Source organism: Campylobacter rectus (assembly GCF_004803795.1).
GTDB lineage: Bacteria > Campylobacterota > Campylobacteria > Campylobacterales > Campylobacteraceae > Campylobacter_A > Campylobacter_A rectus.
On sequence record NZ_CP012543.1, the window covers coordinates 1,275,388 to 1,299,179 of the forward strand.

The 23,792-nt window shown below is 45.6% G+C and carries 19 protein-coding genes; 6 read left to right on the forward strand and 13 right to left on the reverse strand.

The genetic code is table 11. The features are described 5' to 3' along the window. Positions 1–131: 131 nt before the first annotated feature. Both CRECT_RS05990 and CRECT_RS05995 read left to right on the forward strand, forming a co-directional pair. Positions 132–638, forward strand: a complete 507-nt coding sequence (locus tag CRECT_RS05990; protein WP_004319965.1) for a PAS domain-containing protein — start codon at positions 132–134, stop codon at positions 636–638. Beyond that, positions 635–1,351, forward strand: a complete 717-nt coding sequence (locus CRECT_RS05995) for a hypothetical protein (RefSeq protein ID WP_004319944.1) — start codon at positions 635–637, stop codon at positions 1,349–1,351. The genes CRECT_RS05990 and CRECT_RS05995 overlap by 4 nt, the downstream gene beginning before the upstream one ends. A 511-nt stretch (positions 1,352–1,862) precedes the next feature. Here CRECT_RS05995 and CRECT_RS06000 read toward each other — a convergent pair. After that, positions 1,863–2,885, reverse strand: a complete 1,023-nt coding sequence (locus CRECT_RS06000; RefSeq protein WP_039888282.1) for a UDP-N-acetylglucosamine--N-acetylmuramyl-(pentapeptide) pyrophosphoryl-undecaprenol N-acetylglucosamine transferase — start codon at positions 2,883–2,885, stop codon at positions 1,863–1,865. A gap of 282 nt (positions 2,886–3,167) precedes the next feature. Further along, positions 3,168–4,334 carry a peptidoglycan glycosyltransferase FtsW gene (locus CRECT_RS06005; protein WP_004319970.1) on the reverse strand — a complete coding sequence of 389 codons (1,167 nt, stop codon included), beginning with the start codon at positions 4,332–4,334 and terminating at the stop codon, positions 3,168–3,170. Between the two features lie 583 nt (positions 4,335–4,917). On the opposite strand from CRECT_RS06005, the gene CRECT_RS06010 reads away from it, so the two are divergent. Then, positions 4,918–6,951, forward strand: coding sequence for an ATP-dependent helicase (locus CRECT_RS06010; protein ID WP_004319986.1), 2,034 nt, complete (start codon positions 4,918–4,920; stop codon positions 6,949–6,951). A 195-nt stretch (positions 6,952–7,146) separates the two neighbouring features. On the opposite strand, the gene CRECT_RS06015 is transcribed toward CRECT_RS06010, so the two are convergent. The 11 genes from CRECT_RS06015 to CRECT_RS06065 all read right to left on the reverse strand — a co-directional run bounded on the left by CRECT_RS06015 (position 7,147) and on the right by CRECT_RS06065 (position 19,130). Continuing rightward, the gene (locus CRECT_RS06015; RefSeq protein ID WP_050771500.1) at positions 7,147–7,419 is read right to left on the reverse strand and encodes a DUF3237 family protein; all 273 of its coding nucleotides are present in this window, start codon (positions 7,417–7,419) and stop codon (positions 7,147–7,149) included. Positions 7,420–7,951: 532 nt separating this feature from the next. Further along, positions 7,952–9,388: a Mur ligase family protein gene (locus CRECT_RS06020; protein ID WP_004320021.1), complete on the reverse strand. Its 1,437-nt coding sequence runs from the start codon at positions 9,386–9,388 to the stop codon at positions 7,952–7,954. A 642-nt stretch (positions 9,389–10,030) separates the two neighbouring features. Continuing rightward, positions 10,031–11,392 (reverse strand): EstV family lipase, encoded by a 1,362-nt coding sequence (locus CRECT_RS12590; protein ID WP_004319976.1) that lies wholly within the window; start codon positions 11,390–11,392, stop codon positions 10,031–10,033. Further along, entirely contained in the window at positions 11,392–11,622 is a 231-nt protein-coding gene (locus CRECT_RS06030) for a type II toxin-antitoxin system Phd/YefM family antitoxin (RefSeq protein ID WP_002947827.1), read from the reverse strand. The genes CRECT_RS12590 and CRECT_RS06030 overlap by 1 nt, the downstream gene beginning before the upstream one ends. 609 nt (positions 11,623–12,231) lie before the next feature. Beyond that, positions 12,232–13,266: a D-alanine--D-alanine ligase gene (locus CRECT_RS06035; protein WP_004320015.1), complete on the reverse strand. Its 1,035-nt coding sequence runs from the start codon at positions 13,264–13,266 to the stop codon at positions 12,232–12,234. Between the two features lie 14 nt (positions 13,267–13,280). After that, entirely contained in the window at positions 13,281–13,835 is a 555-nt protein-coding gene (gene ruvA, locus CRECT_RS06040) for a Holliday junction branch migration protein RuvA (protein ID WP_004320007.1), read from the reverse strand. A 28-nt stretch (positions 13,836–13,863) separates the two neighbouring features. Then, positions 13,864–14,427, reverse strand: coding sequence for a hypothetical protein (locus tag CRECT_RS06045; RefSeq protein WP_004319957.1), 564 nt, complete (start codon positions 14,425–14,427; stop codon positions 13,864–13,866). After that, positions 14,424–15,356 (reverse strand): MlaD family protein, encoded by a 933-nt coding sequence (locus tag CRECT_RS06050; protein WP_004319984.1) that lies wholly within the window; start codon positions 15,354–15,356, stop codon positions 14,424–14,426. Before CRECT_RS06050 ends, CRECT_RS06045 begins: the two co-directional genes overlap by 4 nt. Then, positions 15,346–16,089 (reverse strand): ABC transporter ATP-binding protein, encoded by a 744-nt coding sequence (locus CRECT_RS06055; RefSeq protein WP_004319942.1) that lies wholly within the window; start codon positions 16,087–16,089, stop codon positions 15,346–15,348. Before CRECT_RS06055 ends, CRECT_RS06050 begins: the two co-directional genes overlap by 11 nt. Further along, positions 16,090–17,226, reverse strand: coding sequence for an MlaE family ABC transporter permease (locus tag CRECT_RS06060; protein ID WP_004320027.1), 1,137 nt, complete (start codon positions 17,224–17,226; stop codon positions 16,090–16,092). Positions 17,227–17,228: 2 nt separating this feature from the next. Next, a complete protein-coding gene (locus tag CRECT_RS06065; protein WP_004320001.1) occupies positions 17,229–19,130 on the reverse strand; it encodes a flagellar assembly protein A in 1,902 nt (633 codons plus the stop codon). 139 nt (positions 19,131–19,269) lie between these two features. Between CRECT_RS06065 and murJ the strand changes: the two genes are divergently transcribed. Genes murJ through CRECT_RS06080 form a run of 3 tightly spaced genes read left to right on the forward strand, consistent with a single transcriptional unit; the run spans position 19,270 to position 23,766 of the window. Continuing rightward, a complete protein-coding gene (gene murJ, locus CRECT_RS06070) occupies positions 19,270–20,670 on the forward strand; it encodes a murein biosynthesis integral membrane protein MurJ (RefSeq protein WP_004320003.1) in 1,401 nt (466 codons plus the stop codon). Beyond that, the gene (gene cysS, locus CRECT_RS06075) at positions 20,657–22,045 is read left to right on the forward strand and encodes a cysteine--tRNA ligase (protein ID WP_004320023.1); all 1,389 of its coding nucleotides are present in this window, start codon (positions 20,657–20,659) and stop codon (positions 22,043–22,045) included. The genes murJ and cysS overlap by 14 nt, the downstream gene beginning before the upstream one ends. Then, positions 22,042–23,766: an ABC transporter ATP-binding protein gene (locus tag CRECT_RS06080; protein WP_050771501.1), complete on the forward strand. Its 1,725-nt coding sequence runs from the start codon at positions 22,042–22,044 to the stop codon at positions 23,764–23,766. The genes cysS and CRECT_RS06080 overlap by 4 nt, the downstream gene beginning before the upstream one ends. The last annotated feature ends 26 nt before the right edge of the window (positions 23,767–23,792 follow it).

Genomic DNA, 23,792 nt, shown 5'->3' on the forward strand with positions numbered 1-23,792 from the left:
ACGGCGTCAAATTTTTTAAAAACCTGCGTCTCGCCTACTCAAGCTCACTTAAAAAATACTGAATTTAAAAAATTAGTAAGCTAAATTTGCATAATATTTGGTTATAATCGCTAAAAAATTTAAGACGTAAAATGAACGAGAATAAGGAATATTTCGTAAAAGAAGATGACTTTATCGTCTCGAAAACCGATGTAAAGGGCAAGATAACCTATTGCAATCAGCCGTTTTTAGAAATCGTCGGCGCGACGCAAGAGCAGCTCTTGTTTAAGCCGCACGACATTATCAGGCACCCGGATATGCCGCGCATCGTGTTTAAGCTGCTGTGGGATCGCATCAAGGCAAAGCAGGAAGTTTTCGCATTCGTCAAAAACAGAAGCTTTGACGGCGGCTTTTACTGGGTATTTGCTAACGTCACGGCGTCGCTGGACGCTAAAGGCGAGATCATCGGCTATCACTCCGTCCGCCGCAAGCCAAACGCAGACGGAGTCAAATTTATCGAAGGAGTGTATAAACAGCTGCTTGATGCTGAAAAAAGCGGCGGCATGAAGGCTTCGGGCAAGCTGCTGGAGCAAATTTTAGCAGACGCCGGTATGAGCTACGACGAACTAGTGCACAAACTGCAGCGAGGACAGCTATGAGGCAGCATCCTATCTCCGGCGATATAAATAGGCTAAAAAACGAGCTTAGCGAGCTTGAGAAAATGGGTATAAAGCTGGAGGCGGCGATCATGAATGCAGCGCAGTTTAGCGCTCTGGCAAGCTCTATAAAGGGCGTCGAGCAAAAAGTCAGCGAGTATTTTTCCGCCGTTTGCGACGGCAAGGAGTATTATGCCAACATCAGCGCCTATTTGTCGCAGGTACTTCAAACGATATCGATAAAAAGCGAAAAGAAAGGCATCAGTCTGAGGGCAAACCTCAAGCTACAGGTCGCCGCGAAAAATATCAAAGATATAACCGAGCTCCTGCAAGCTCAAAGCGCCATAATGCAAAAATACAAAAGACGAAGCCTCTTTAATAAAGACGCGAGTCGTCTGCGCGCCGTAAAGACGCAGCTAGCCGAGCTCCTCAAAGCGCAAGCAAGGCTGGATAAGATACTAAAAACGCAAGCCAGCGTAATCTCAAATGTGATTTTGGGCGAGTTTAAGATAATGTATAAATTTTTTCTATACGCCGTTTTCATCGCCAAAAAAAGGGACGACCAGCTACTTTTGGCCGAAATAATCAGCGTCTGCGACAAGATCGCGGCGATGATAGAGCCTGTATTTGGCGGCCAAAGCCTAAAAACAGACGAACTTATCTATTATTACCTGGTTTATGAGCTAAGGGGATTTAAGGCGAATTTTATAGATTAATCCTCTTTTTTTTCGTGTCGATTTGGTTTTTGCCGCATCGACCGGAAAGACATTATAAATTTTACGCTTCAAGACAAATTTAGCAGCGCTTGTAGTCCTAAGTGACGAAACGAGCCGTAAAATCGGTGCGAGATTTAATTTCGGACGCACGCGCTGCGCGCAGCATCGGCAAAACCGGATGTCGTTAGTCAAAAGGCTTTTTTGGAAATGTATGCTGATTTTGTTGCGATTTTTAAAATTTAAAGACTAAAATTTAGTTCGATTTAGAAATTTGACACGTTTGAAACGGCGATAAATTTTATATGGATTACGCACTCTTTATAAATTTACAATTTTTTAAGATTTGCCGAATTTAACGTCGATTCGCAAAAGCGGCTAAATGCTAAAAAGTTCAAATTACCGTATTTTGCAGTCCGGACCAATCCGCTTTTATCCGCCTTAAAAATTTAAAGCTTCAAAGCATTCAAATTTTAAAAATATCATAAAATTTAACTTCCGACATCCAGAAAATTTAAATATTTTTTAAAATTTCATCCGCGATTTTTCTAGCGCCGTCATTATCTATCTGTTTAGCAAGTTTGCTTGAAATTTGCTTTAAATCCATCTCGTTTATCAAATTTAACATCTCATCCGCATCCACTTCGCCGTCTTTTTGGAAGCAAAATTCGGCCAAATTTTGATCCACGAGAAATTTCGCGTTAAAAACCTGATGATCGTTTGCGGCGTAAGGATAAGGCACGAAAACGCTAGGCAGCGCATTTGCCGTGAGCTCCCACAGTGTGCCCGCCCCTGCGCGGCTCACCGCCAGATCGGCGCGGTTCATCTTAAGCTCTATTTTAGGATCAAAGTCGAAAAGTTCGAGCTCATCGCCGCCGATACCCAGCTTTTTATACTCCTTACGCAAGCTCTCAAGCGCGTTTTTGCCGCATTGATGGATGATTTTTACGCCTTTTTGCGTTAGAGTCGGAACTAGTTTTAAAGCTAGCGAATTTATCGCCGCCGCACCCTGAGAACCGCCCAAAAATATCACTGTTTTTAGCTCGCTGCGAAGTCTCGCCGTCTTAAAAAATCTCTCCGCTACGGGATAGCTAAAAACAGGCTTAAAATACGAGCTAAAAAAGCCCTTTGCAAGCGGTTTTAAAAGCTTATTTAAGCTACCTATCACCGCGTTTTGCTCGTGGATAAAAAGCGGCGTGCGCGAGATGATCGCCGCAAAGGCCGCGGGCGCCGCGCTATATCCGCCCACGCTAACGACGGCCTTTACGCCGCGAGCCTTAAAAATTACGCGGCATTTGAGCGCTAAATTTAGGATATTAAAAAGTGAAAAAAGCTTGCCAAGCCCTTTTTTATCGACCACGCCGCTGCTCGGTAGGAAAAATTTCTCGCTAAATGCGTCGTCGTTTTCAAACCACATCTTGTCCTGTCCGCCGCTAGAGCCCACAAATATCGTCTTGCATCCGCGCGAGACCAGCTCCTCATTTAGCGCTTTTGCGACGGCCAGATGTCCGCCCGTGCCTCCGCCGCAGATGATTATTGAGCCGTTTTCGGAGTCATTGCGGGTACCGCTTTGCAGATCGATTTGAGCTTCGTTTCGAGCCTTGCCGTTAGTCAAATTTGACGACGAAATTTCAGCCGAATTTCGCTTGTCGCCTTGTAAATTTTTAGGTGTCAAATTTTACTCCTTGCAGTTTAAATTATAAGCGCTCGAAATTTAGCTTTAAATTTTACGTCCGTTTCGGGCAGAATCCAAGGCAAGCAAATTTCGCCGTAAAGGCCGCTTTTACGCCTTGCAAGCCCAAATTTCGCCTCGTTAAAACTAAGCTTGATCTTTTACTTTTTTACTCACCATCAGCACCATGCCGATACCTATGCAAAGCGCCAAAATAGAGCTGCCGCCGTAGCTCAGAAACGGTACCGCGATGCCTTTAATGGGCGTGATCGAGGTGATGCCGTAGGAGTTCATCAGAAACGAAAACGATATAAGAAGCCCGATGCCCAGAGTAAATAGATGATAGACCTTGTTTTCGCTCCTTGAGGAGACGCGAAAGATGCGAAAAAGCAAAAACAAAATGAGCATAGTGATGATAAATATCCCAAGCACCCCGATCTCCTCGGCTATGCCGGCAAGCACGAAGTCCGTATGCACTTCGCTCAAAAAGCCGAGCTTAAACACGCCGGCTCCCAATCCCTCGCCGAAAAATCCGCCGTGCTTTATCGCATTTAGCGAGTGCGAGATCTGGTAGGGCTCCGGCACGCCCTCGACGCGTATCGCTTCCGCTATGCTTTCGGGGATGAGCGAGGTGACCATATTTTGCACGGTGCCCCACCATGATTTTATGCGTAAGATTCGGTGCTCGGAGGTAAAAATGGCTACAAAAGCGATCAAAGACGCAGCCACCATACCGATGATAAAAAGCCGCTTGCTCGTGCCGGCAAAAAGCATCATCACGATAAGCGTAAGCGCTAAAATGACGACTTGGCCGAGGTCGTTTTGAAGGATGGCGATGAGATAAACGGCTATCAAAAACAAAAACATATAGGGCAAAATAAGCTTAAATTCTTCTTTCAGGCTCTTTTTGCTCCCGTCGATCTTGCGCGCGAAACTCCATGCTAAAAAATAAACGAAGCCGATCTTAAAAAACTCCACAGGCGCTAGAGAAAAGCCGGGCAAGCGTATCCAGCGCTTGGCTCCGCCCGCATCGGTAACCAGCGAGCTGGGCAGCGCATGCATAATCCCCATCGCGATAGCGCAAAAGCCAAACAGGCAAAATCCGATCCAGACCATTGATTTATCCGGGTCCAAGCGCGAGATGCCCCACATCAAAAATATCCCGACGACGCCCACAATGAGCTGCCTGATGAAAAAATGATAAGGCTCGTAGTTAAAGAAAAGCACGGTAAAAACGGGCAAGGAGAGCGAAAAAACCACGCCGATAGCTATCAGCGCAACGCAAGAGTAAAATATCCACTTATCCGCCTGCATTTTTCCTTCCCCGAGTTAAATTAAGGGCTGATTTTACTCAACTATGACTTACAAAGATGTTAATCTTTAAATTTAAGCCTAAAAATTCGAGCTTAAATTTAGCGCCTCGTCTTGCCTTCGTCGGCTTAAATTTAACGAAGCTCAAATTTAAGCCGCGCAAGCCCAAAAATAGACATAATTTTTTAAATTTAAATAATATTGTGGATAAATTGCATTTAATCAAATACAAATTTAAAATTTTCGTCGCCATACGTGAGGCTTTGCCTTGCGCTCGCACTCTCTTTGGGGGCTGCGCGCAGAGCGTAATTCAAATCCCTTCCCTCTTGATAAATTTTATACGCAAGGAATTAACCGCGCGACGCCAAATTTAACAAAGCCGAATTCGGCATTTTCGCGGTGCGGGTCGGGGTGCGTCAAATTTTAAAATTTAAATACCGCATTTTCAAATTTAAGCCAATTTATATCGGTGGCAAATTTAACTTCACGCTCACAAAGCAAAACAAACCCGCCTTCCTCGCCTGCTCGATTTTCTATAACTTTAAGCCCGTTTGGGTATAATCAAACCTTTTAACGCGAGGAAAATATGCCCCTTTCAAAACTAAATCAAGAACAATACGCCGCCGCGACCGCTCCAGCAGGGCACAATCTAGTCATAGCAAGTGCCGGCACCGGCAAAACCAGCACCATCGTCGCGCGCATCGCTCATCTGCTAAATTTAGGCGTAAAGCCGGAAAAAATCCTGCTGCTAACCTTCACCAACAAGGCTGCGGCCGAGATGATCGAGCGATTAAACCGACATTTTGATAAAAAAATCACCTCGCGCATCACGGCGGGCACCTTTCACTCGGTTTCTTATTCGCTGCTTAAATTTCTAGAAAAACCCGTCACGCTAAAGCAGCCAAGCGAGCTAAAAACACTGCTAAAATCGCTCGTCGAGAGGCGTAAATTTAACCACCTAAGCGACGTTAAGCCCTACGGCGGCGCCTATCTTTACGACGCGTATTCGCTATTTCAAAATTTAGCCCTAAAGCAGACGTTTGGCGAATGGCTAAAAGAGCGAAGCGACGAGCAAGGCGTCTACGCCGAGATTTACGAGGACGTTTTGCGCGAATTTGAGGAGGAAAAGAGCAAATTCGACTACGCGGATTTTAACGACTTGCTTATCAAAATGCGTAACGAACTGAAAAGAGGCGCGCCGCTAAAATTTGAGGAAATTTTAGTCGACGAGTATCAGGACACAAACTCGCTGCAAGGCTCGCTAATCAGCGCTTTTGAGACGAAAAGCCTTTTTTGCGTCGGGGATTTTGACCAGAGCATTTATGCCTTTAACGGCGCAAACATCGAGATCATCGGCTCGTTTAAGGATCGCTTCGCAGACGCCAAAATCTATGCGCTAAACATCAACTACCGCAGCAGCTCCGCCATCCTAGCCCTTGCCAACAAAGTCATCGCAAACAACCCGCGCCTTTACGAAAAAAAGCTAGTTGTCGGCCGCGAGGGTAAATTTACCTTGCCAAAGCTGCTGGTTTATAACGAGCTTTTCGACCAGTACGCAAACATCGCGCAGATCATCGCCGTCAGCAAATACAAAAAAGAAAACATCGCCATCATCTTTCGCAACAACTCAAGCGCCGACGGCCTAGAAGTCGCGCTGCGAGAGCTTGGTATCGGCTCCAAGCGAAAGGGCGGCGTGAGCTTTTTTGAAAGCCGCGAGGTGCGCGCCGCGATGGATTTGCTAGGCATCCTCATCAACCCAAAGGACATCATGGCGTTTATCCACGTGTGCGAATACGCAAAAGGCGTGGGTGCGGCGCTTAGCAAGGAGATTTTCGAGGTGCTAAGCAAGGTCGGACACGGCGACGTCGTGCGCGGATTTTTGCAGCCCGATGATGGCGTGGAGGCCTTTGCTAAAAAGACCAAAAACTACCAGCTAGGGCTTTTTGACGAGCTTGACGAGGTCGGGGAAAAGTCGCGATTTGCTAAATTTAACTTTAGCGAGAAATTTTTCGCGCATCCCGTGCTAAAAATGCAAAAACTAAGCGAGAGCGGCGGGCAGTTTTTGTATGAAATTTATAATTTCTTAAACGCCGCCAAACGCCACTCGCGCCCGACCTCGCTGATAGAAGATCTCAAAAATAGCAAAATTTACGCCCTCATCGCGGATAGTCTCGCGACCAAACGCGCCACGCAAAAAAACGGAAATGTGGACGAAACGCTAAAAAAAGAGGCCCTGGAGCGCATCGCGGGCAAGCTAGAGGTGCTGGGCGAACTAGCCAAAAACTACTCGGAGGCGGAGAAATTTTATAACTTTATCACGCTGGGCAGCAGCGAGATGAGCAGCGGCGAAGGGGTAAATCTACTAAGCGTGCACGCCTCAAAGGGGCTTGAGTTTGACCTCGTTTTCGTAGTCGATCTCGCGCAAAATCGCTTCCCGAACCTCAAACTAATGAGCATGGGCGGCTCGCTCGAGGAGGAGCGGCGGCTCTTTTACGTCGCGGTTACGAGGGCGCGCGACGAGCTGATTTTAAGCTACGCCAAATACGACAAAATCAAAAAGATAAACTACCAGCCCAGCCAGTTTTTGATAGAGGCCGGGATGGCGAGCGCCGGGATTTAAATTTGACGACAAAATCGCCAAATTTGACCGATGTAAAATTTGAAGTCGTTTAAATTTAGCCGCCCTATTTTATCTTTCATCTGTCGCTGTTGGCGCTTGGTATAACCCGCACCTTGAAAATGCTAAATTTAACTAAACTTCAGATTTGAAGGCGTATTCTTCAAATTTTTGAAAGCGTCAAATTTAGTATAGCTTTCAGGGCAAATTTATATCAAATTTTGACGCCGTAAATTTAAGTAAATTTGACGAAGCAAGGCAAAAACAAGCCAAGCTTCCCAACACCTCATAAAAAGTCAGTAGCGTACCGTGCGACGTGCAGGCCGCATATCCGATAAAAAATCGATTTTTCAGCCATTTGTATCTCGCGTCGTAGGTTTCAAATCTCGGCACCGTGACGAAATACCTGCCGCCCTCGTTCGACTTTTTTGATGATACCTGCGTTTTTGACGTAGATTGTGGCGCCGTCACCCTACCGTAGAGCGTATTTAGCGACGATATTTTTAAAACCGTCTTTATTTTGCTTTCGGATATAGACTCCGTGAGGCATCGCCTTGCCCGTATTTACCGCCGACTCCGACAAAAGGCACGAATATTCTTAAATGTGCTTATGTTTTGATGTTAAAGGACTCGGGCACGAAAGCATCGTTTTACGCGGTCTTTGGCGGATGCCAGAAGTATCGCGACGAACACCGCAAAGGCCGCAGCAAGTGTAAATTTGATCGCCACCTTATAAACTCCAGGAAAAACTTGTATATTTCTGTTGCATCATCGCCCGCCTATCAAAATCGCGACTGCAAAATTTATCCAAAAAATAAGCCGAAGCGATTATAGCCGAGAACAAACAGGCGAAATTTAAATCCAAAAATCAAAAACTACCCATAAAAATAATCAAATTTGCGTTTTTACGAGACTAAAAAACGGCGTCATCAAATTTAGCTCCTGCACAAACCGTCCAAAACCGCATAAATTTAAACTAAAACTCCCGCCGTAAAGCCTACGCCTACATAAAGCTCGGAGCGTCGTTTGAAAAAAGGATCAGATCGCCCGCTTTGGTATTTTGCGCCAGGACTTCTTGCATTTTTGATTTATCCTTGATGACGATGACTTTTGGCCTGCTTAGGTGCTTTAGCAGTGCGACGGCGTTTAGCGAGCTTGTTAGCATGACGATATCAAAGGTCTTGTTGATGATTTTGCTTAGCTTTTCGTTCTCCTCGTCGCTGCTCTCCATGATGCCGGGCGTCACGAGCACCTTGCGCCCCTCGTAGCCTGCGGCTAGCTCGTAGCTCGCGCTCATACCGTTAAAGTTGCCGTTAAAACCGTCGTCGATGATAATTTTACCGCCTGCATCGATACGCTCGAGTCTGTGCTCGACGTTTTTTAAGCGCGCTAGAGCTGCGGCGATCCTAGCTTCGTCTAACCCCAGATATAGCGCGGTTTTGACGCAGACGGCCAGGTTTGCGGCGTTAAATTTACCAAGCAGCGGCGAAGCAAATTCCCTCTCGCCAAGCTTAAATTTAACCCCATCCAAGCTAGCCTCCACGCCGCTTAGGTTTTTATCGTAAATTTCTATCTTTGTGCCCTCGTTTGCCTGCATGCTGCTGTGCACGAAAGCCTTTTCTAGGCGCTTTGAGCCAAGAGCCTCAAGCTTTGTAGCGCGGATATTTTCGAGCGTCTTAAAGTACTCGATATGCTGCGCGCCGATCTCGCCGACGATAGCGATCTGCGGGCTCAAAAACTCCGTGATCTGCGCGATGTCGCCTTTTAGGCGCGCGCCCGCCTCGGCGATATATATCTGCGTACCGGCGGCAAGCTCGTTGTTTACGTCTTGGATGAGGCCTGCTAGCGTGTTTACGCTGCGAGGGGTTTTACGGCAGGCGAAGTCATTTTTAAGCAGCTCAAATAGGAAATTTTTGATGCTGGTTTTACCAAAACTCGCCGTTATCATGATGATTTTAAGCTCGGGCATCGAGGCTAGCTTTTTGCGCGCGCTGTTTTCGTAGGCCTTAAATTTAGCCTTTTCCAGCAAAAAACTAAGCGCGAAAGAGGCCACGAGCGGCAGGACGACGCCTAAATTTACGCGGTACTGCGTCGCGAGATAGACAGCGTAGCTAGCGATAACCGCGAGCGCTAGGATAACAAAAAATCGCTTGACTCGCGGCGTAAAAACCAGCTTTTTATCGAGTTTTTTGTGCCAAAGAGCGAGGCTCGGCACCAGCGCAAAGTAAAAATAAATCCAAAAAAATCGCTCCGCCGCATAAAAAAGCACGATCGGCACGATAAGGAAAAACACGTGCCACAGCGGCCTGGTGAAGTGAAACAGCACGCGCTCGAACTTGTAGGAAAACCACTGAAGGCAGGTGATGAGATAAAATCCGAGCGCAAACGTAAATAAAATCTGCGTCGCGGCAAGGCCGATATTTATGAGGGTTTCGTTCATTTTTTCTCCTAGATTCGCTTAAGCGGGCTTTATTGCGCCGCCTTGCCAAATTTGCCTTCACGCTTTTGGTCGCTTCATCAAGCTTGGCTTTTTGTGTCTGCCGCTTTGCCGAATTTGGATTTATTCGGGCGTTTTTGTCGGCTTCTTGAGCTTGGTTACTGTTTTTAGACGCGATTTTGTAAAACCGCCCATACTTTGGTTTTGCCTAATTTCTCTTTTTAGATCTTTAATTCTTTTTAAATTTAGAGCTTTTGCGACTTGCTTTTAGCTCACACAAATTTACTTCGTTACGATGCGGACGGCTTTGATAAATTTTCTGCCAAATTTTGACGGCTTGTAAATTTTTAAAATTTAGCCGGCCCGCTTTGTTAACGTTGCCGAATGCAAATTTATCAGCCGTGATTTTACAGATTTTGGGCTTAAATTTAGCTCGCAAAATTTGACGCAGACTCGCAGGCTCGGCATAGATTTAACGCCAAAAACAAATTTATTCGGTCTTGCCTGCCCAGTAAGCCCACGATTGCAAAAAGTAGATTAAACTTAACCTTGCCTGCTTGCGCCCTACCCCATTTTACGCTTCTTTTATAAAGATTGCGAGCCTAAAATCACCGCGCGCAAATCCTAAATTTACGCTAACTTAAATCAAATGTCTGTTGCACCGGTTTTTTGGAGATTTTTTGATCGGCTTTCTCGCTCTTTTTTTTTATCAAAATTTTGCTTGCTATCTAAATTTTCGCGAGACAAAACCTTGGTTTGACCGCCTATTTTTGATAAAATTTGCTTTTGCTCGGCATTGTTTGAAGTCTCGCTTGGTAAAATTTGCAAATTTTCATCATCGACCCCGGCGACAGGTTCGCTCCGCTCGCTTCCTTGCTCGTCAAATAAACTATTTTGAGCTTTTTCCTTAAAAATATTTTTTGAGGGAACTCGACCGCTTTCGTCGCCGACTTCGTTTTCGTCTAAATTTGCCTGCGAGTTTTGATAAACGCCGTCAAATTTATCCGCCAAATCACCATCCTTTGCACCGTCAAGCTGCGGGTTTTTATCGGCAAGGCCACCGTCTTGCGACTGTTCGTCAAAAAGGCTGCTTTGGGAGACGGTTTTTGTGCTTATGGCGACCTCTTGCTCCGAAACCGCGCTGATAGATTCCGTCAAATTTTGCTCGGTATGGTTTTTTAGATCGCCGTTTTTGTCGGCACCCCAGGCTTCCTCGCTCAAATTTTCATAGTTTTTCGGGCTTAAAATTTTCACGCTCTCTATCCCGCTTTCATCATCCAAGTCCGTCAAATTTAGCCCCGCATTTACAACGCCGTCGATGTAGCGCGCGTGGAGCAAAAAGAAAAAATGATCGCCCTTTAGCGCGTGAAATTCGCTGTTTTTGATGAGACGACTTACGCGTTCGCCACTTTTTAGAGGCGTGGCTTTATCCTCCTCGCCCCAAAATATAAACGCCCTGCCGCCAAAATCCGCAAATTTAGAGCTAAAATCCTCATCGACGACATTTTTTAGGGTCTCGTACATCGTTTTGCTCATGCCTTTTACGTCTTTTGTGGCGAAAAATTTGTATAAAAACCCAAGCCCGAACAGCTTTAAAAACTTAAACAAAGCGATCTTAAATCGCACCCAAAGCGGCTTTTTAGCTACGATGCCCGCCGAGCTTAAAAGCGCGAGATATTCGGGATTTAGCAGGGTTGCGACCTTGCCGCCGAAGCTATGCCCGAAGATGATTTTGGGGCTCGCGCCAAGCTCGTCTAAAAAGGATTTTATGATTTTTGCGTAGTCTTTCGTCGCTAGCGCGCCGTACATACTGCTCGCGCCAAAGCCCGGCATATCAACGTAAACGTGCCGAAAGTCTTTAAAATACGTGCCGAAAGCCTTTTTCATAATCTCTTTGTTCGCGCCCCAACCGTGCAAAAATAGCGCGACGTCCTTGTGCGCCGGATTTACGGTTTCGTAGCTGATGCGGTAAATTTTGCCGCCGTATTTTACCTCTTTGACTGCCATTATTCGCCGCTTCCGGCTCGTTTTTTAGCCTCATAAATGCTTTGCAGTACCTCGACGGCCTCGCATAGACGCTCGTACTCGCCCATATTTAGCAATACGGCTTCAAATTTATTATTTTTGACGATCACGGCGCGCTTCATCTGCGCCTTGCCGACCTTTCCCAAGACGGCACTGAAATTTCGCACCACTTCGGTCGCCGTGTAAATTTCATCTTTGCTAAAAGTAGTCATTTTTGCTCTTTACGTAAAATTTTACGTAAAATATAGCATATTATCTTTAAATTCAAATTAAAATATAATGGCGCATTATGTTCGTTAAAATTTATTTTAGAGCGTTTTATGTTTTTAGCGTGAAATTTGCGAGTATGTAAAAGGCGGGCAGAATTTGGCTTTAGTGTAAAAAAATGGGCAAATTTACCTAAAAAACAGGACTTTAAAATAAAGATTTTAAATTTACAACCGAGTCAAACGCGGCAAATTCGAAGAAATATCGCTTTGTCAAATTTCGTAAAACCAAGCCGATCGGTTTGTAAATTAAGCTAAATTTGGGCCCGAAAACCAGCATTTTAACGCTCTTAGCCGTAAAATTTAACGCTACAGGCCAAAAAATTATGCGCCAAACAAATGCCGCCTATCCGAGAAATAGTATTTGGATAACTAAAAGACCGCAATCAGCTCTCACTCGTCGTCTGCCAAACTTCAAAATTTAAGAACCGACGACCAAATTTAGTAACGATATCTCAAAGCGCAAAAATCACAACCAAATTTTTGAAAAACGCCAAAAACAAGACGTTTAAAGCGGCAACTAAACGTCAAATTTAGCAAAAGGCAAGCAAAATTTTACAGTTTGCCCTTTGCCGACGTTATGGAGTTGATAAATTTATAGTCGATATTTATCTCGCGCTCCTTAGGCAAGCTTGCGGCGAGTCGCTCCAGAGTCCCCTCAAAATCGTCAAATAGATAATTCGCCATACTGCCCGGGTTTGGGTTAATCTCGTTTAGATAGACTTCGCCGTTTACCTCGAAAAAGTCGCAGCGTATCAGCGCCCCGTCAAAGCCGCAGTTGTAGATGCGCTCAAAGCTTTGTTTTAGCTTGGCGGCTAGCTCTGCGCCGATGTCGGCCTCGCGCGCCCTGCTCTCGTTTGAAAAGCTCATATATTTTTGCTCGTAGTCTAGAAATTCCTTCTTTTTAGGCTCCTCGATGATGGAAAATTTGATCTCGCCGTCCGCCTTGCAACCTGCTAGATTGTACTCCTTCACGCCCTCGATAAATGGCTCTACTAGGATCTCTTTGTCAAACTCGTATGCCACGTCCAGGCCGTATTCCAGCTCGCTAGCGTCTTTTATCACGCTAACTCCTATCGAGCTTCCTAGGCGAAGCGGCTTTAGGATCACGGGTAGCGGCAGGCTAGGCGCCTTTGCTCTGCTTACAACCTCGTAGTTTAGGGTATTTACGCCCGCTTTTTGCGCGAGTAGTTTGGTTAGCTCCTTGTTGTAGCTTAGCGCGCTAGCTTCCACGCGAGGGCCGATGTAGCTAAGGCCGTAAAACTCGAGCAGCGCCGCGATCTTACCGTCCTCGCCGTCCATACCGTGGACTAAATTTATAAACGCGTCCGCCTCGATCTTTTTCTCTCCGAGCAACCCGCCCGCGAAAAATCCGCCCTGCTTAAGAGTGAGTTTTTTGGCGTTTTTATACTTGCCCGAGCTAAAGAAATTCGCCTTCATATCGGCGCCGTTTATCAAGTAAAATTCTCTAAATTTATCGCAAAATATAAACAAAGGCTCATTTTTTAGCACCTTTTTTAAGGCTATGGCGCTCACGACACTGATCTCGTGTTCGTAGCTTTTAGCGCCGAATATCACAGCAAATTTCATATTTTTTCCTTTTTTTATGCTAGTTTTTTTAGGGCTTGTTTGACGAGTTCGCCCGTATTTTGCGCGTCGCACTCGCTAAGCGCCTTGGTTATCTTTTCTCTTTTAAAGCCGAGGCTCTCAAGCGCCAAGATCGCTTCGTGCTGATAGCTAGGCAGGTTTTCGTCCATCGTCATCTTTGCGTCGCTAAGCTCGGCTATTATGCGTCTAGCCGTCTTTGCGCCGATGCCGGGCACCGTTTGCAGCGCCGCCGCATCTCCGCTTTTAACCGCGTTTAAAAATGCGTTGGGATTTAGACTCGAGCACACCGCCATCGCGGTCGCCGCGCCGATACCGCTTAGTTTTATCAGCGTCTCAAACATCTTTTGCTCGTTGCTATCTAAAAATCCGTAAAGCAAGTCCGCATCCTCGCGGATGATCTGCGTGATGTTTAGCTCCACGCTCTGGCCTCGTTCGAGCTTTGCCGAGCAAAAAAGCGAGATCGCCACGCCGTAGCTCACGCCGCCGGCCGTCTTTAAGATGAGATTTGCGGGCTCTTTTTTGGTTATCACGCCCTCGATCGCTTTTATCATCGTTTTCCTTTAAATTTTGCGATTATCTCTAAAATTTGATTAATTCTTGCAAAAATTTATCCGTAACCTCGCTAAAGGCGGCGTTTAGCGCCTTCATCGCGATTTCGCCCTCGTCCTCGCCTGCGTCTTTTTGCGAGCTTAGCACGATGCTTTTTAGCTCCTTGCCGTCTTTAAAAAAGCTAAACATCATCGAAATTTGCGCTTTTTGATCTTTGATTTGAAGCGTGAGTAAATTTGACTTTACGCTGATGTCTGCGTTTTTAAAAGAGGGCTTAAACACGCACTGATCGCTCGCGGCTATGATCAAATTTCGTCTTGCCATCTCGCTTGGGAGCGCTAAAAATTTGACGTTTTTTAGCGGGCGGATCTCGCCGTTTGCGTCTATCTTTAGGACTTCGCGGCTCTCGTACGCGCCAAAAACCCGCACCTCCTCGATAAAAACCGTTTTTTCGGGCTTGTTTTCGCACTCTTTAAATTTATCCTCCGCGCCGCCTAACATAAAATAATTCGTCCTAGGCGCGGGCTTTGCCAAAACGCTGCAACCGCTAAAAAACAGCGCCGTAGCGGCTAAAACCGTGCTTAAAATTTTCATTTTTCGTCCTTTTTCTGCGTGTCTTTAAAGAAAAATTCGTACGGGTCGTCCTCGAGTCTAAAAAGGGTATTTCTAAAATCCGAAATCAGCTTTTGAAAGCTAAGCAGCGTCCTCTCCGTCTCGTCGCTAAGCGTATTTAGCGCGTCTTTTACGTCGTATTCGCCACTTTTTATCTTTTCAGAGATCGCGGTTTGTAGATTTTTTAGTTCCTGTGCGGCATCTGCGGCCTTAGTGGTAAATGAATTTATAAACTCAAGCGTACTCGAGGCGTTTTTTAGCGCTTTTTTTAGCTCGTTTAGCGTCAAATTCGCATTTACCAAAACCTCGTTTGCGTTTGCGATAGTCGCGTTCATATCGAGATTTCCGGCGTTTATCTTTTTCATTGCTTCATCGGTCGAAACTAAGATAGACGAAAATTTAGCCGCGTTTTCGTCGCTTAAAAATTTATTGATATTTTTAAATGTGGACTCTAAATTTTGCGTTATGTACTCGGCTCTGTCGCCGATTTTGTCGAAAAAACCGGCCTCAAGCCCTATGTAGGCCTTTTCGTTTTTATCAAAGAGCGGGCTATCCATACTGCCGCGCGAGATATTTAGGTAACCGATGCCCGTGATGCCCTGTATCTCCGCAGACGCGGTGCTGTCGGTTCTTATCGGTATATCTTTTCTCACGGAGAGTTCAAGCTCGATGAGGGCTTCTTTTTCGTCGGCAAAGCGGATGTCCTTGACGCTGCCCGCGTCTACGCCGATAAATTTGACCGTGGAGTCCTTTTTGATGCCGCTTGGCAGGCTTGTGGTTTTGATGAAATACGACCTGTAATCATCGGCCTTTTTCCCGTATCCGCCCAGCCACCACGCCGCGATACCTAGCGCGCTCACGACGAGCACGAAAAAGAGTCCTATCAGGGTGTAATTTATTTTATTTCCCACCGTTTTTCCTTGTTTTTAAAAGCTCTTCGAGCGGATTTTCGGGCATTTGCATCAGCTGCTCAAAAGTCCCCTCGAAGGCTATCTTTTTATCCTGAAGTATCAAAAATCTATCTAAAATCATGCAAATACTATCTATATCGTGCGTCACCATCACGACCGTGACGCCAAGCGTATCTCGTAGCTCTACCACTAGCTCGTCAAACGCCCGAGCGCTACTTGGGTCAAGGCCGGAGTTTGGCTCGTCTAAAAACAGAATTTTAGGACTTAGCACAAGAGCCCTAGCCATCGCCACGCGCTTTTTCATACCGCCGCTTAGCTCGCTTGGGTATTGTAGCGCGACGTTTTCGCTAAGGCCTACTTTTTGTAGCCAAAACATTGCTATCTCGCGCATCGAGCGCTCGCTCATCCTGCTATATTCTTTTAGCAAGATATAGATATTTTCCAGCACGTTCATCGAGGTATAAAGCGCGCCGAACTGAAACATCACGCTGCAAGCGAGCTTTATCTCCCGCCTGGCCGCTTCGTCTAGTGACCACAGATCGCGCCCTAGCATCTCGACCTTGCCGGCGCTTGGCTCTTTTAGATATATCATCGTTTTCATCAGCGTCGATTTACCCGTGCCGCTACCGCCTAATAGCCCATAAATTTCAGCCTCGTTTACGTGAAAATTTAGCCCGTCGTGGATCACTCGGTCGCCGAATTTCGTCGTTAAATCGGTTGCCTTTATTATCATTTATATGCCTAGATGCGTGAAAATGACCGAAAACAATGCATCCACCATGATCACGCCAAATATCGCATTTACCACGCTAACGGTCGTATATGTGCCCACGCTTTGGGTGTTTCCGCTGATCTGAAAGCCTCTCATACAGCCGATAAACGCGATCACGACGCCAAAAAACGGAGCCTTAAAAAGCCCTACGTAAAGATGCTTGATCTCCACCTCTTGCTCAAATCTGGCCAGGTAGCTATCAAAGCCGATATTTAGGTAGTTTTCCATCACGACCATCTCGCCGAAAATCCCCGCCACGTCGGCTAAAAACACGATAAGCGGCATAGCGACGATGAGAGCTATCACGCGGGGCAGGACGAGAAATTTAAACGGATCAAATCCCATCGTCTTCATCGCGTCGATCTCTTCGGTGATTTTCATAACGCCGATTTGCGCGGTAAAGCTTGACGCCAGACGCCCGGCTACGATGATAGCGGCGATGAGAGGCGCTATCTCGCGCAGAGTCAAAAGCCCCATCATCTCGACGATTATTATCGTGGCGCCGAAACGCTCGAGCAAATTTGAACCCTGATATGCTAGCACGATACCGATGAGAAAAGAGGTGAGGCACACGATAAAAACGGACTTTATGCCCGCATCCTCGAAATAAGCCAAAATTTCCTTCACGCGGATATTTTTTAGCATGAATATCTTGCTAAATTTAACCAAAAACTCGCCCGTGAAATTTAAAAACGCGCAAAATCCCGCAAAAAACGCAGCCAAATTTTTGCCGATTTGAGAGAGCGGATTTTCGTGGGGTTTGGCGTTTATGATCTGCTTTATTTTAGGATTTACTTCGCTGTTTATCGAGGCGAAAATCCTTTGCGCGTGCGGGGTTAAATTTACGAGCTCGTAGTTTTTGCGCGCATTTAAAAGGGTGTTTTTCAAAAACAGCGCCGCTGCATAGTCAAGCTCTTTTACGTCTTTAAAATTTAAAACGATTTTGTCAAATTTCCTTGAGCCGATAAGCGCGGCTGTCTGGGTCCAAATTTGAGCCGGCAGCTTGTAGGTCCAGTCGTTTTTTAGGTTTATAGCGAGCTTACCGCCGCTTTGCCTGCACTCGTAAAATTCGCTTTTAAATTTTAAAAAAAGAGGCAAATTTAAGCCTTTTTGACGTTGTTATTTTTCTTGATCACGTAGTCTATATCGCCTTCCTCGGTTTCTATTTTAGCGACCGTTATGACGCGGGCGATCTCGTTTTCGCGGGTGTTATACGTGATGTCGCGAGCCGGGTCGATGAGTCTAAATTTGATTTCGTTAAATTCGCGCCAGCTGCTGTGATTTATCACTTTTGAGTTAAAAATACTTTCTTGGATGTTCGTTATCTCGCCTTTTAGCTCGGCGATCGCGGCTTTTTTCTCGCGAAATTCTTTCAAAAGCGCGTTGTATTCGTGCACCAGCTGCTGATACTCTTTTAGCTTTTTTATAAATGTCACGGGCGGAGTGTTATTGGTTCTTTTTAGCTCCTCGATCTTTGCCTTTATGACGTTTATAGGGCCTTTATTTTCCTCGACGACCCATCTTTTAAACTCCAGCATACGCGGCATTTTTACGATTTGCTCTCTGATGGTTTTTATCTTCGCCATTCGATCGTTTATCTGCTCGCCCGTATTTTTTATCATACTAAAATCGACTAAAATTTTATTGTTCACGCCTTTTAGTTTTTTTATCTCAAGAGTGTCGGCGATAACGATGTTTGAGTTTGACACGAGCGTATCGATGACGACGCTTTCGGCGATTATCTCGCCGCCGATTACCGATTTTATAACGACTTTTTTGGCTTTTACTTTGCCGCCTTCGAGGCGGTCTATCTCGACGTCCTCCCCCTCGAAGCTGCCGATATGAACGGCGATTTTAGCCTCTTTTGCTTCGATAACGGCTTTTGCATGGGTTTGCCCGCCGATAGTTACCTTATTTGCTTTTACTACGGCGTTTGCGGCGACGTTTCCCTCGACGTTTATCTCGTTTGCCTCGACCGTCATTCCCGTGCCTACGGCGTCTTTTGTCAGGTCGTTTTCTTTTACGTTTAGGGTTACGTTGGTATCTAGTCCCGTATCGACCGAGCCCGTGGTTTTAAATGTGATTTCATTTACGTCAAGCTCGTCTTTGATATCAAACAAGCCCTTTACTTCGTGAACGTAGCCCGCTTTTTTGGAGTAAAATTTTATCCCCTCTTTGTCCTCTTTTAGATAGATATTTTCGGTATGCTCGGGCATTTTTGTTATCGTGGCTTTGGCTTTTTGCGCAGGCAAAAGATTTCCCCGCACGTCGCGGCCGTCCGAGCCCTCCACCAGCTTCACGTATTCGATTATTAGCTCGTTTTCGACGACTCCGAGCAGATAGCCTCTGTTTGCGTAGTCGATTTTGTCGTTTTCGTCAATCGGTTTATTTTTGTTTTTATAGTGAAAAATCAGTGCGTCATCGGTGGAGAGCTTTACGTTTACGCCCGCCGTCACGGTAAAAGTATAGTCCTTATCGATAAATTCTTTAACCCTTAAAACCGAAGAAATTTTAGCAATTTCCTCGATCATCGACCCGTTTCTGATGCCGATTAAAATTCCTACTTTTATCAATTTTTTGTAGATGAAATTTATCAGCTTTTTGTCAAATTCTTTAAAATAAACCGTATCTGCGTTTTGCGAAACGGTGGCTAAAATTTTAGTCAAATTTTTATTTGCGTTTAAAGAAACATTAGGTAGCGGCACGGGTTTTGCGCGTCTGATGTCGTAAAATTTGACCAAGTAGCTTTGTTTTATGCTTTCTACTCTTTCTACGTAAAATTTATCGTCGTCAAAGATATCTAGCTTTTCTTCGGAAATTTGTCGCGGCTGACCTTCGCCCGCGATCTTGCACTCGGTTTTGATCTTTATGATGTCAAAATCTATAAATTTGCTATCTACGCCGAGATTTTTTACTAAATTTAATATCTCGCCGTAAGGATTGGCGGTCTCGACCTCCATATCTGCGAGGAAAGTTTGTTGCGCTTTTTGATTTTCTGTCACGTGATGCTCTTGTATTATTTTTTATGCGATTATCTCCAAAATTTCATTAAAAACACGTTATATGAGACTTTGCGCCCGCTTTTACGTCTTTTAAAACAAATTTTGTCTATCATTACGCCAATTTTAAATAGGGAATTTTATGCTTATAAAAGGCTTTTTTTCAAACAGCATCGGCATTATGGTTTCACGAGTTTTAGGGCTCGTGCGCGACCTACTCACGGCTTCTACTTTGGGTGCGGGCATTTACAGCGATATATTTTTTATCGCATTTAAGATACCCAATTTATTGCGCCGCATCTTTGGCGAGGGGGCTTTTGCCAACGCTTTTTTACCAAATTTTACGAAATCAAACAAAAAATCGCTCTTTAGCGCCGAAATTTTTCTTAAATTTCTAGCCTTTATCGGCGTTCTCACGCTTTTGGTAAATTTATTCGCTCCGTTTTTTACCGCCGTTATCGCCACCGGTTTAGCGCCCGGTGACATAAACGAAGCCGTCCCGCTCGTAAAAATCAACTTCTACTACCTAGCACTCATCTTTGCCGTTACTTTTTTAGCCTCGCTTTTACAGTATCGCGGGCATTTTGCGACGACGGCGTTTGGGGCGGCTTTGCTAAATTTAGCTATGATCGGCTCTTTAGTTTTAGCTCGCGGACAGGAGCCTAAAATCGTGGCTTATTATTTGAGTTTCGGCGTCGTAGTAGGCGGCGTTTTGCAGCTTATCGCGCACCTTATCGCGCTCAAATTTAACGGCATCTCAAAGCTCTTTTTCGGCGGCTTAGTTAAATTTGCCCGCGGCAAAAGAGCCGATACGAAGGGCTTTTTTAGCAACTTTTTCCACGGTCTGGTCGGATCATCCGCGATGCAGCTAAGCTCGTTTATGGATACGTGGCTGGCGTCGTTTTTGGCGGCTGGATCGATCAGCTATCTTTTCTACGCCAACCGCATTTTTCAGCTACCTTTAGCGATATTTGCGATCGCGCTTTCTACCGCGCTTTTTCCTAAAATCACACGCCAGATCAAGGCAGGCAACGAAGCCGAAGCCTTAAAATGGATGCGAAAAAGCTTTGAAATTTTATATTTTTTGCTCTTTGCGGCGGCTATCGGCGGCATCGTTTTAGCCCAGCCTATCATCAAGCTGCTTTTTGAGCGCGGAAGCTTCACGCAGGCCGATACGGCGGCGACCGCGAGCGTTTTGAGCGCTTATATGATCGGACTTTTACCTTTTGGGCTTGCTAAACTTTTTTCGCTCTGGCTTTATGCGCATTTACAGCAAAAGCTAGCCTCCAAAATCGCCGTTATCACGCTCGTTTTTAACCTCGTTTTGGCCGTTATTTTGATGCAAGCGTGCGGCGCGTTCGGACTGGCTCTAGCTAGCTCGTTAGGCGGGTTTTTGACACTAGCTTTAAACGTCAAATTTTTTGGGATGAGGAAATTTTTAGCTATAATCGAGCCTAAAAAATTAATGCTTTTAAGCGCGGTTTTGGCTTTAGAGGCGGTGATTTTGATATTTTTGAGGAAATTTTTAGATGCAAATTTTTGATAGCGTAAAAAGAAAAAAAGTGGAATTTGAGCCCGTAAAAAGCGACTTTGTGCGCATTTACGTCTGCGGGCCGACGGTTTATGACGACGCGCATTTGGGACACGCTAAAAGCGCGATCAGCTTTGATGTGCTTAGGCGCACCTTAAGCGAGCTTGGCTACAAGGTCAAATTCGTGCGAAACTACACCGATATCGACGATAAAATTTTAAAGAAAATGAGTGAGAGCGGCGAGAGTCTGAAATCGATCACGGATAGGTATATCGCAAGCTACGAGCGCGATATGAGCGCGCTTAACGTACTTGAGCCCGACGTCAAGCCAAAGGCGACGCAGACGCTAAAAGAGATGATAGAGTACATCGAAATTTTGCTAAAAAACGGCTTTGCTTACGAGATAAAAGGCGACGGCATCTACTTTGACACCGCAAAAGACGCGCAGTATCTGAGCCTTAGCGGTAAATTTGACACCGAAGCAAACGTCGCTCGCGTGGCTAGTAGTGACGAAAAAAAAGACGAAAAAGACTTCGTGCTATGGAAATTTGACGAGAAATGGTACGAAAGCCCGTTTGGTCGCGGCCGACCCGGCTGGCACACCGAGTGCGTCGCGATGATAAAAAAGCACCTAAGTAGCGGCGAAAAATTTGAGATCGATATCCACGCGGGCGGACTTGATCTGCTCTTTCCGCATCACGAAAACGAGGCCGCGCAATGCCGCTGCGCCGAGCGTAAGAGCCTGGCTAAATACTGGCTACACAACGGCTTTATCCAAGTAAATAACGAAAAAATGAGCAAGAGCCTGGGAAATAGCTTTTTTGTTAAAGACGCGCTGGAGAGAAACTTGGGCGAGGCGGTGAGATTTTATCTGATTTCTAGCCACTACAGAGCGAATTTTAACTTTAGCGAAGATGATCTAAACGCGGCAAAAAAGCGGCTGGATAAAATTTACCGCCTAAAAAAACGAGTTTTGGGCGCCGCGGCAAATTTAAGCGCGAACGAGAAATTTAAGAGCGAATTTATGTCTGCGATGCAGGACGATCTAAACACCTCAAAAGCCCTTGCGAGCGTAGATGAGTTTGTCCGCAGCGCAAACGACGAGCTAGACGCAAATCCTAAAGACAAGGCCAAAAAAGGCAAAATCGCGGCAAATTTGGAGCTCATCGCCAGAGTGCTCGGTATCTTGCAGATAGACGTGTTTGAGTATTTTCAGTTTGGCGTGAGCGACGAAAAGCGAGCCTACATCGAGGATCTGATAAATCAAAGAAACGAAGCAAAAGCGGCTAAAAACTACGAGCTATCCGATAAAATCCGCGATATGCTAGCCGCAAACGGTATAAGTCTCATGGATACGCCGGAGGGTTGCATATGGGAAAAGATATGAAGCAGATGAGCATAAAAGAGGTTTTGCGGCGGTTTGCGCCCTATTTTAGAGATTATATTTCGTATTTTATCATCGCGATCGCAGGCATGCTGATGGCTAGCGGTGGAACTGCGGCGTCGGCATGGGTGATCGAGCCCGTGCTAAATAAAATTTTTATCGAAAAAAACAAAGACCTGCTTTATCTTTTGCCCTACGCTATCATCGTGATTTACGTTTTAAAGGGGCTTGGGACGTTTTTGCAGGCGTATTTTACGGCGTATATCGGGCAGGATATCGTGAGGAGATTTCGCGAGCGGTTGCTAAAAAACCTGCTAAATTTGGATATGAAGTTTTTTAACGATTACCGCACGGGCGAGCTAATAAGCCGAAATATCAACGACATCGACCGCATCAGAAGTATCGTTAGCTCTATGATCCCCGAACTCATCCGCGAGGCTATCACGATCGCGGGACTACTTTGCGTCGTGCTTTATCAGAGCTTGCAGCTTGCATTTTTTGCGCTGGTTATCATGCCCGCAGCCGTCTATCCGCTCTCAAAACTCGCAAAAAAGATGAAAAAAATCTCCCGCGCCTCACAGGAAAAAACCTCCGACATCAGCTCGAAACTAAGCGAAATTTTTACCAATATCGAAATCATCAAGGCAAACAACGCGCAGGAGTTCGAGCACGCTAAATTTACCGCCGAAAACGCTAAATTTTTCAAGCTAAATTTAAAAAGTGTAAAAGTAAATGAGATGGTAAGCCCGATGATGGAAATTTTCGGCTCCGTGGGCGTTGCAGCAGTCGTCATCATCGGTGGCAAAGAGGTTATAGACGGAAATTTGACGATGGGAAGCTTCTTTTCGTTTCTCACCGCGCTTTTTATGCTTTATACGCCTATTAAACGTATTTCAGGCCTTTATAATAAGATGCAAGACGCCGTGGTCGCGGCTGAGCGAACCTTTGAGCTACTCGATAAAGAACCTCAAATTTTAAGCGGCGACAAGCCGGTGCCGCGTGAAATAAATTTGATAAATTTTAAAGACGTCAGACTAAACTACGACGACAAAGAGGTACTAAAAAGCGTAAATCTAAGCGCGTCAAAGTCCCAAACTATCGCGCTCGTCGGTAGTAGCGGAGGAGGAAAAAGCTCGATCGTAAATTTGCTTATGAGATTTTACGACGCAAACGGTGGAGCGATCGAGATAAACGGCGAAAATATCAAAAATTTTAGTCTAAATTCGCTCAGACAAAATATCGGCCTCGTGACCCAGCGCGTCTATATCTTTAACGATACCGTCGCAAACAACGTCGCCTACGGTCGCAAGTACGACGAAGCCAAGGTCGAGCTCGCGCTAAAAACGGCAAACGCGTATGATTTCGTCGCAAATTTACCCCAGGGCGCGCAGACTGTTTTAAATGAATTCGGCACCAATCTCTCCGGCGGTCAGCGTCAGCGTATCGCCATAGCCCGCGCGCTCTACGACGACCCGCAGATTTTGATATTTGACGAGGCCACGAGCGCTCTAGATAACCAAAGCGAACAGCAGATAACCAAAGCCATCGCAAATCTGCAAAAAGAAAAGATAATATTTATCATCGCGCACCGCCTAAGCACCGTGCAAAACGCCGACAAGATCGCCGTTATCAGCGGCGGAAAGGTGGTCGGATGCGGCACCGACGAGCAGCTTAGCAAGAGTTGCGAAATTTACAAGAAGCTAAAAGGCAAAGCTCTTGTTTAAGCCTAAATTTGCTAAAATCCAAAGAA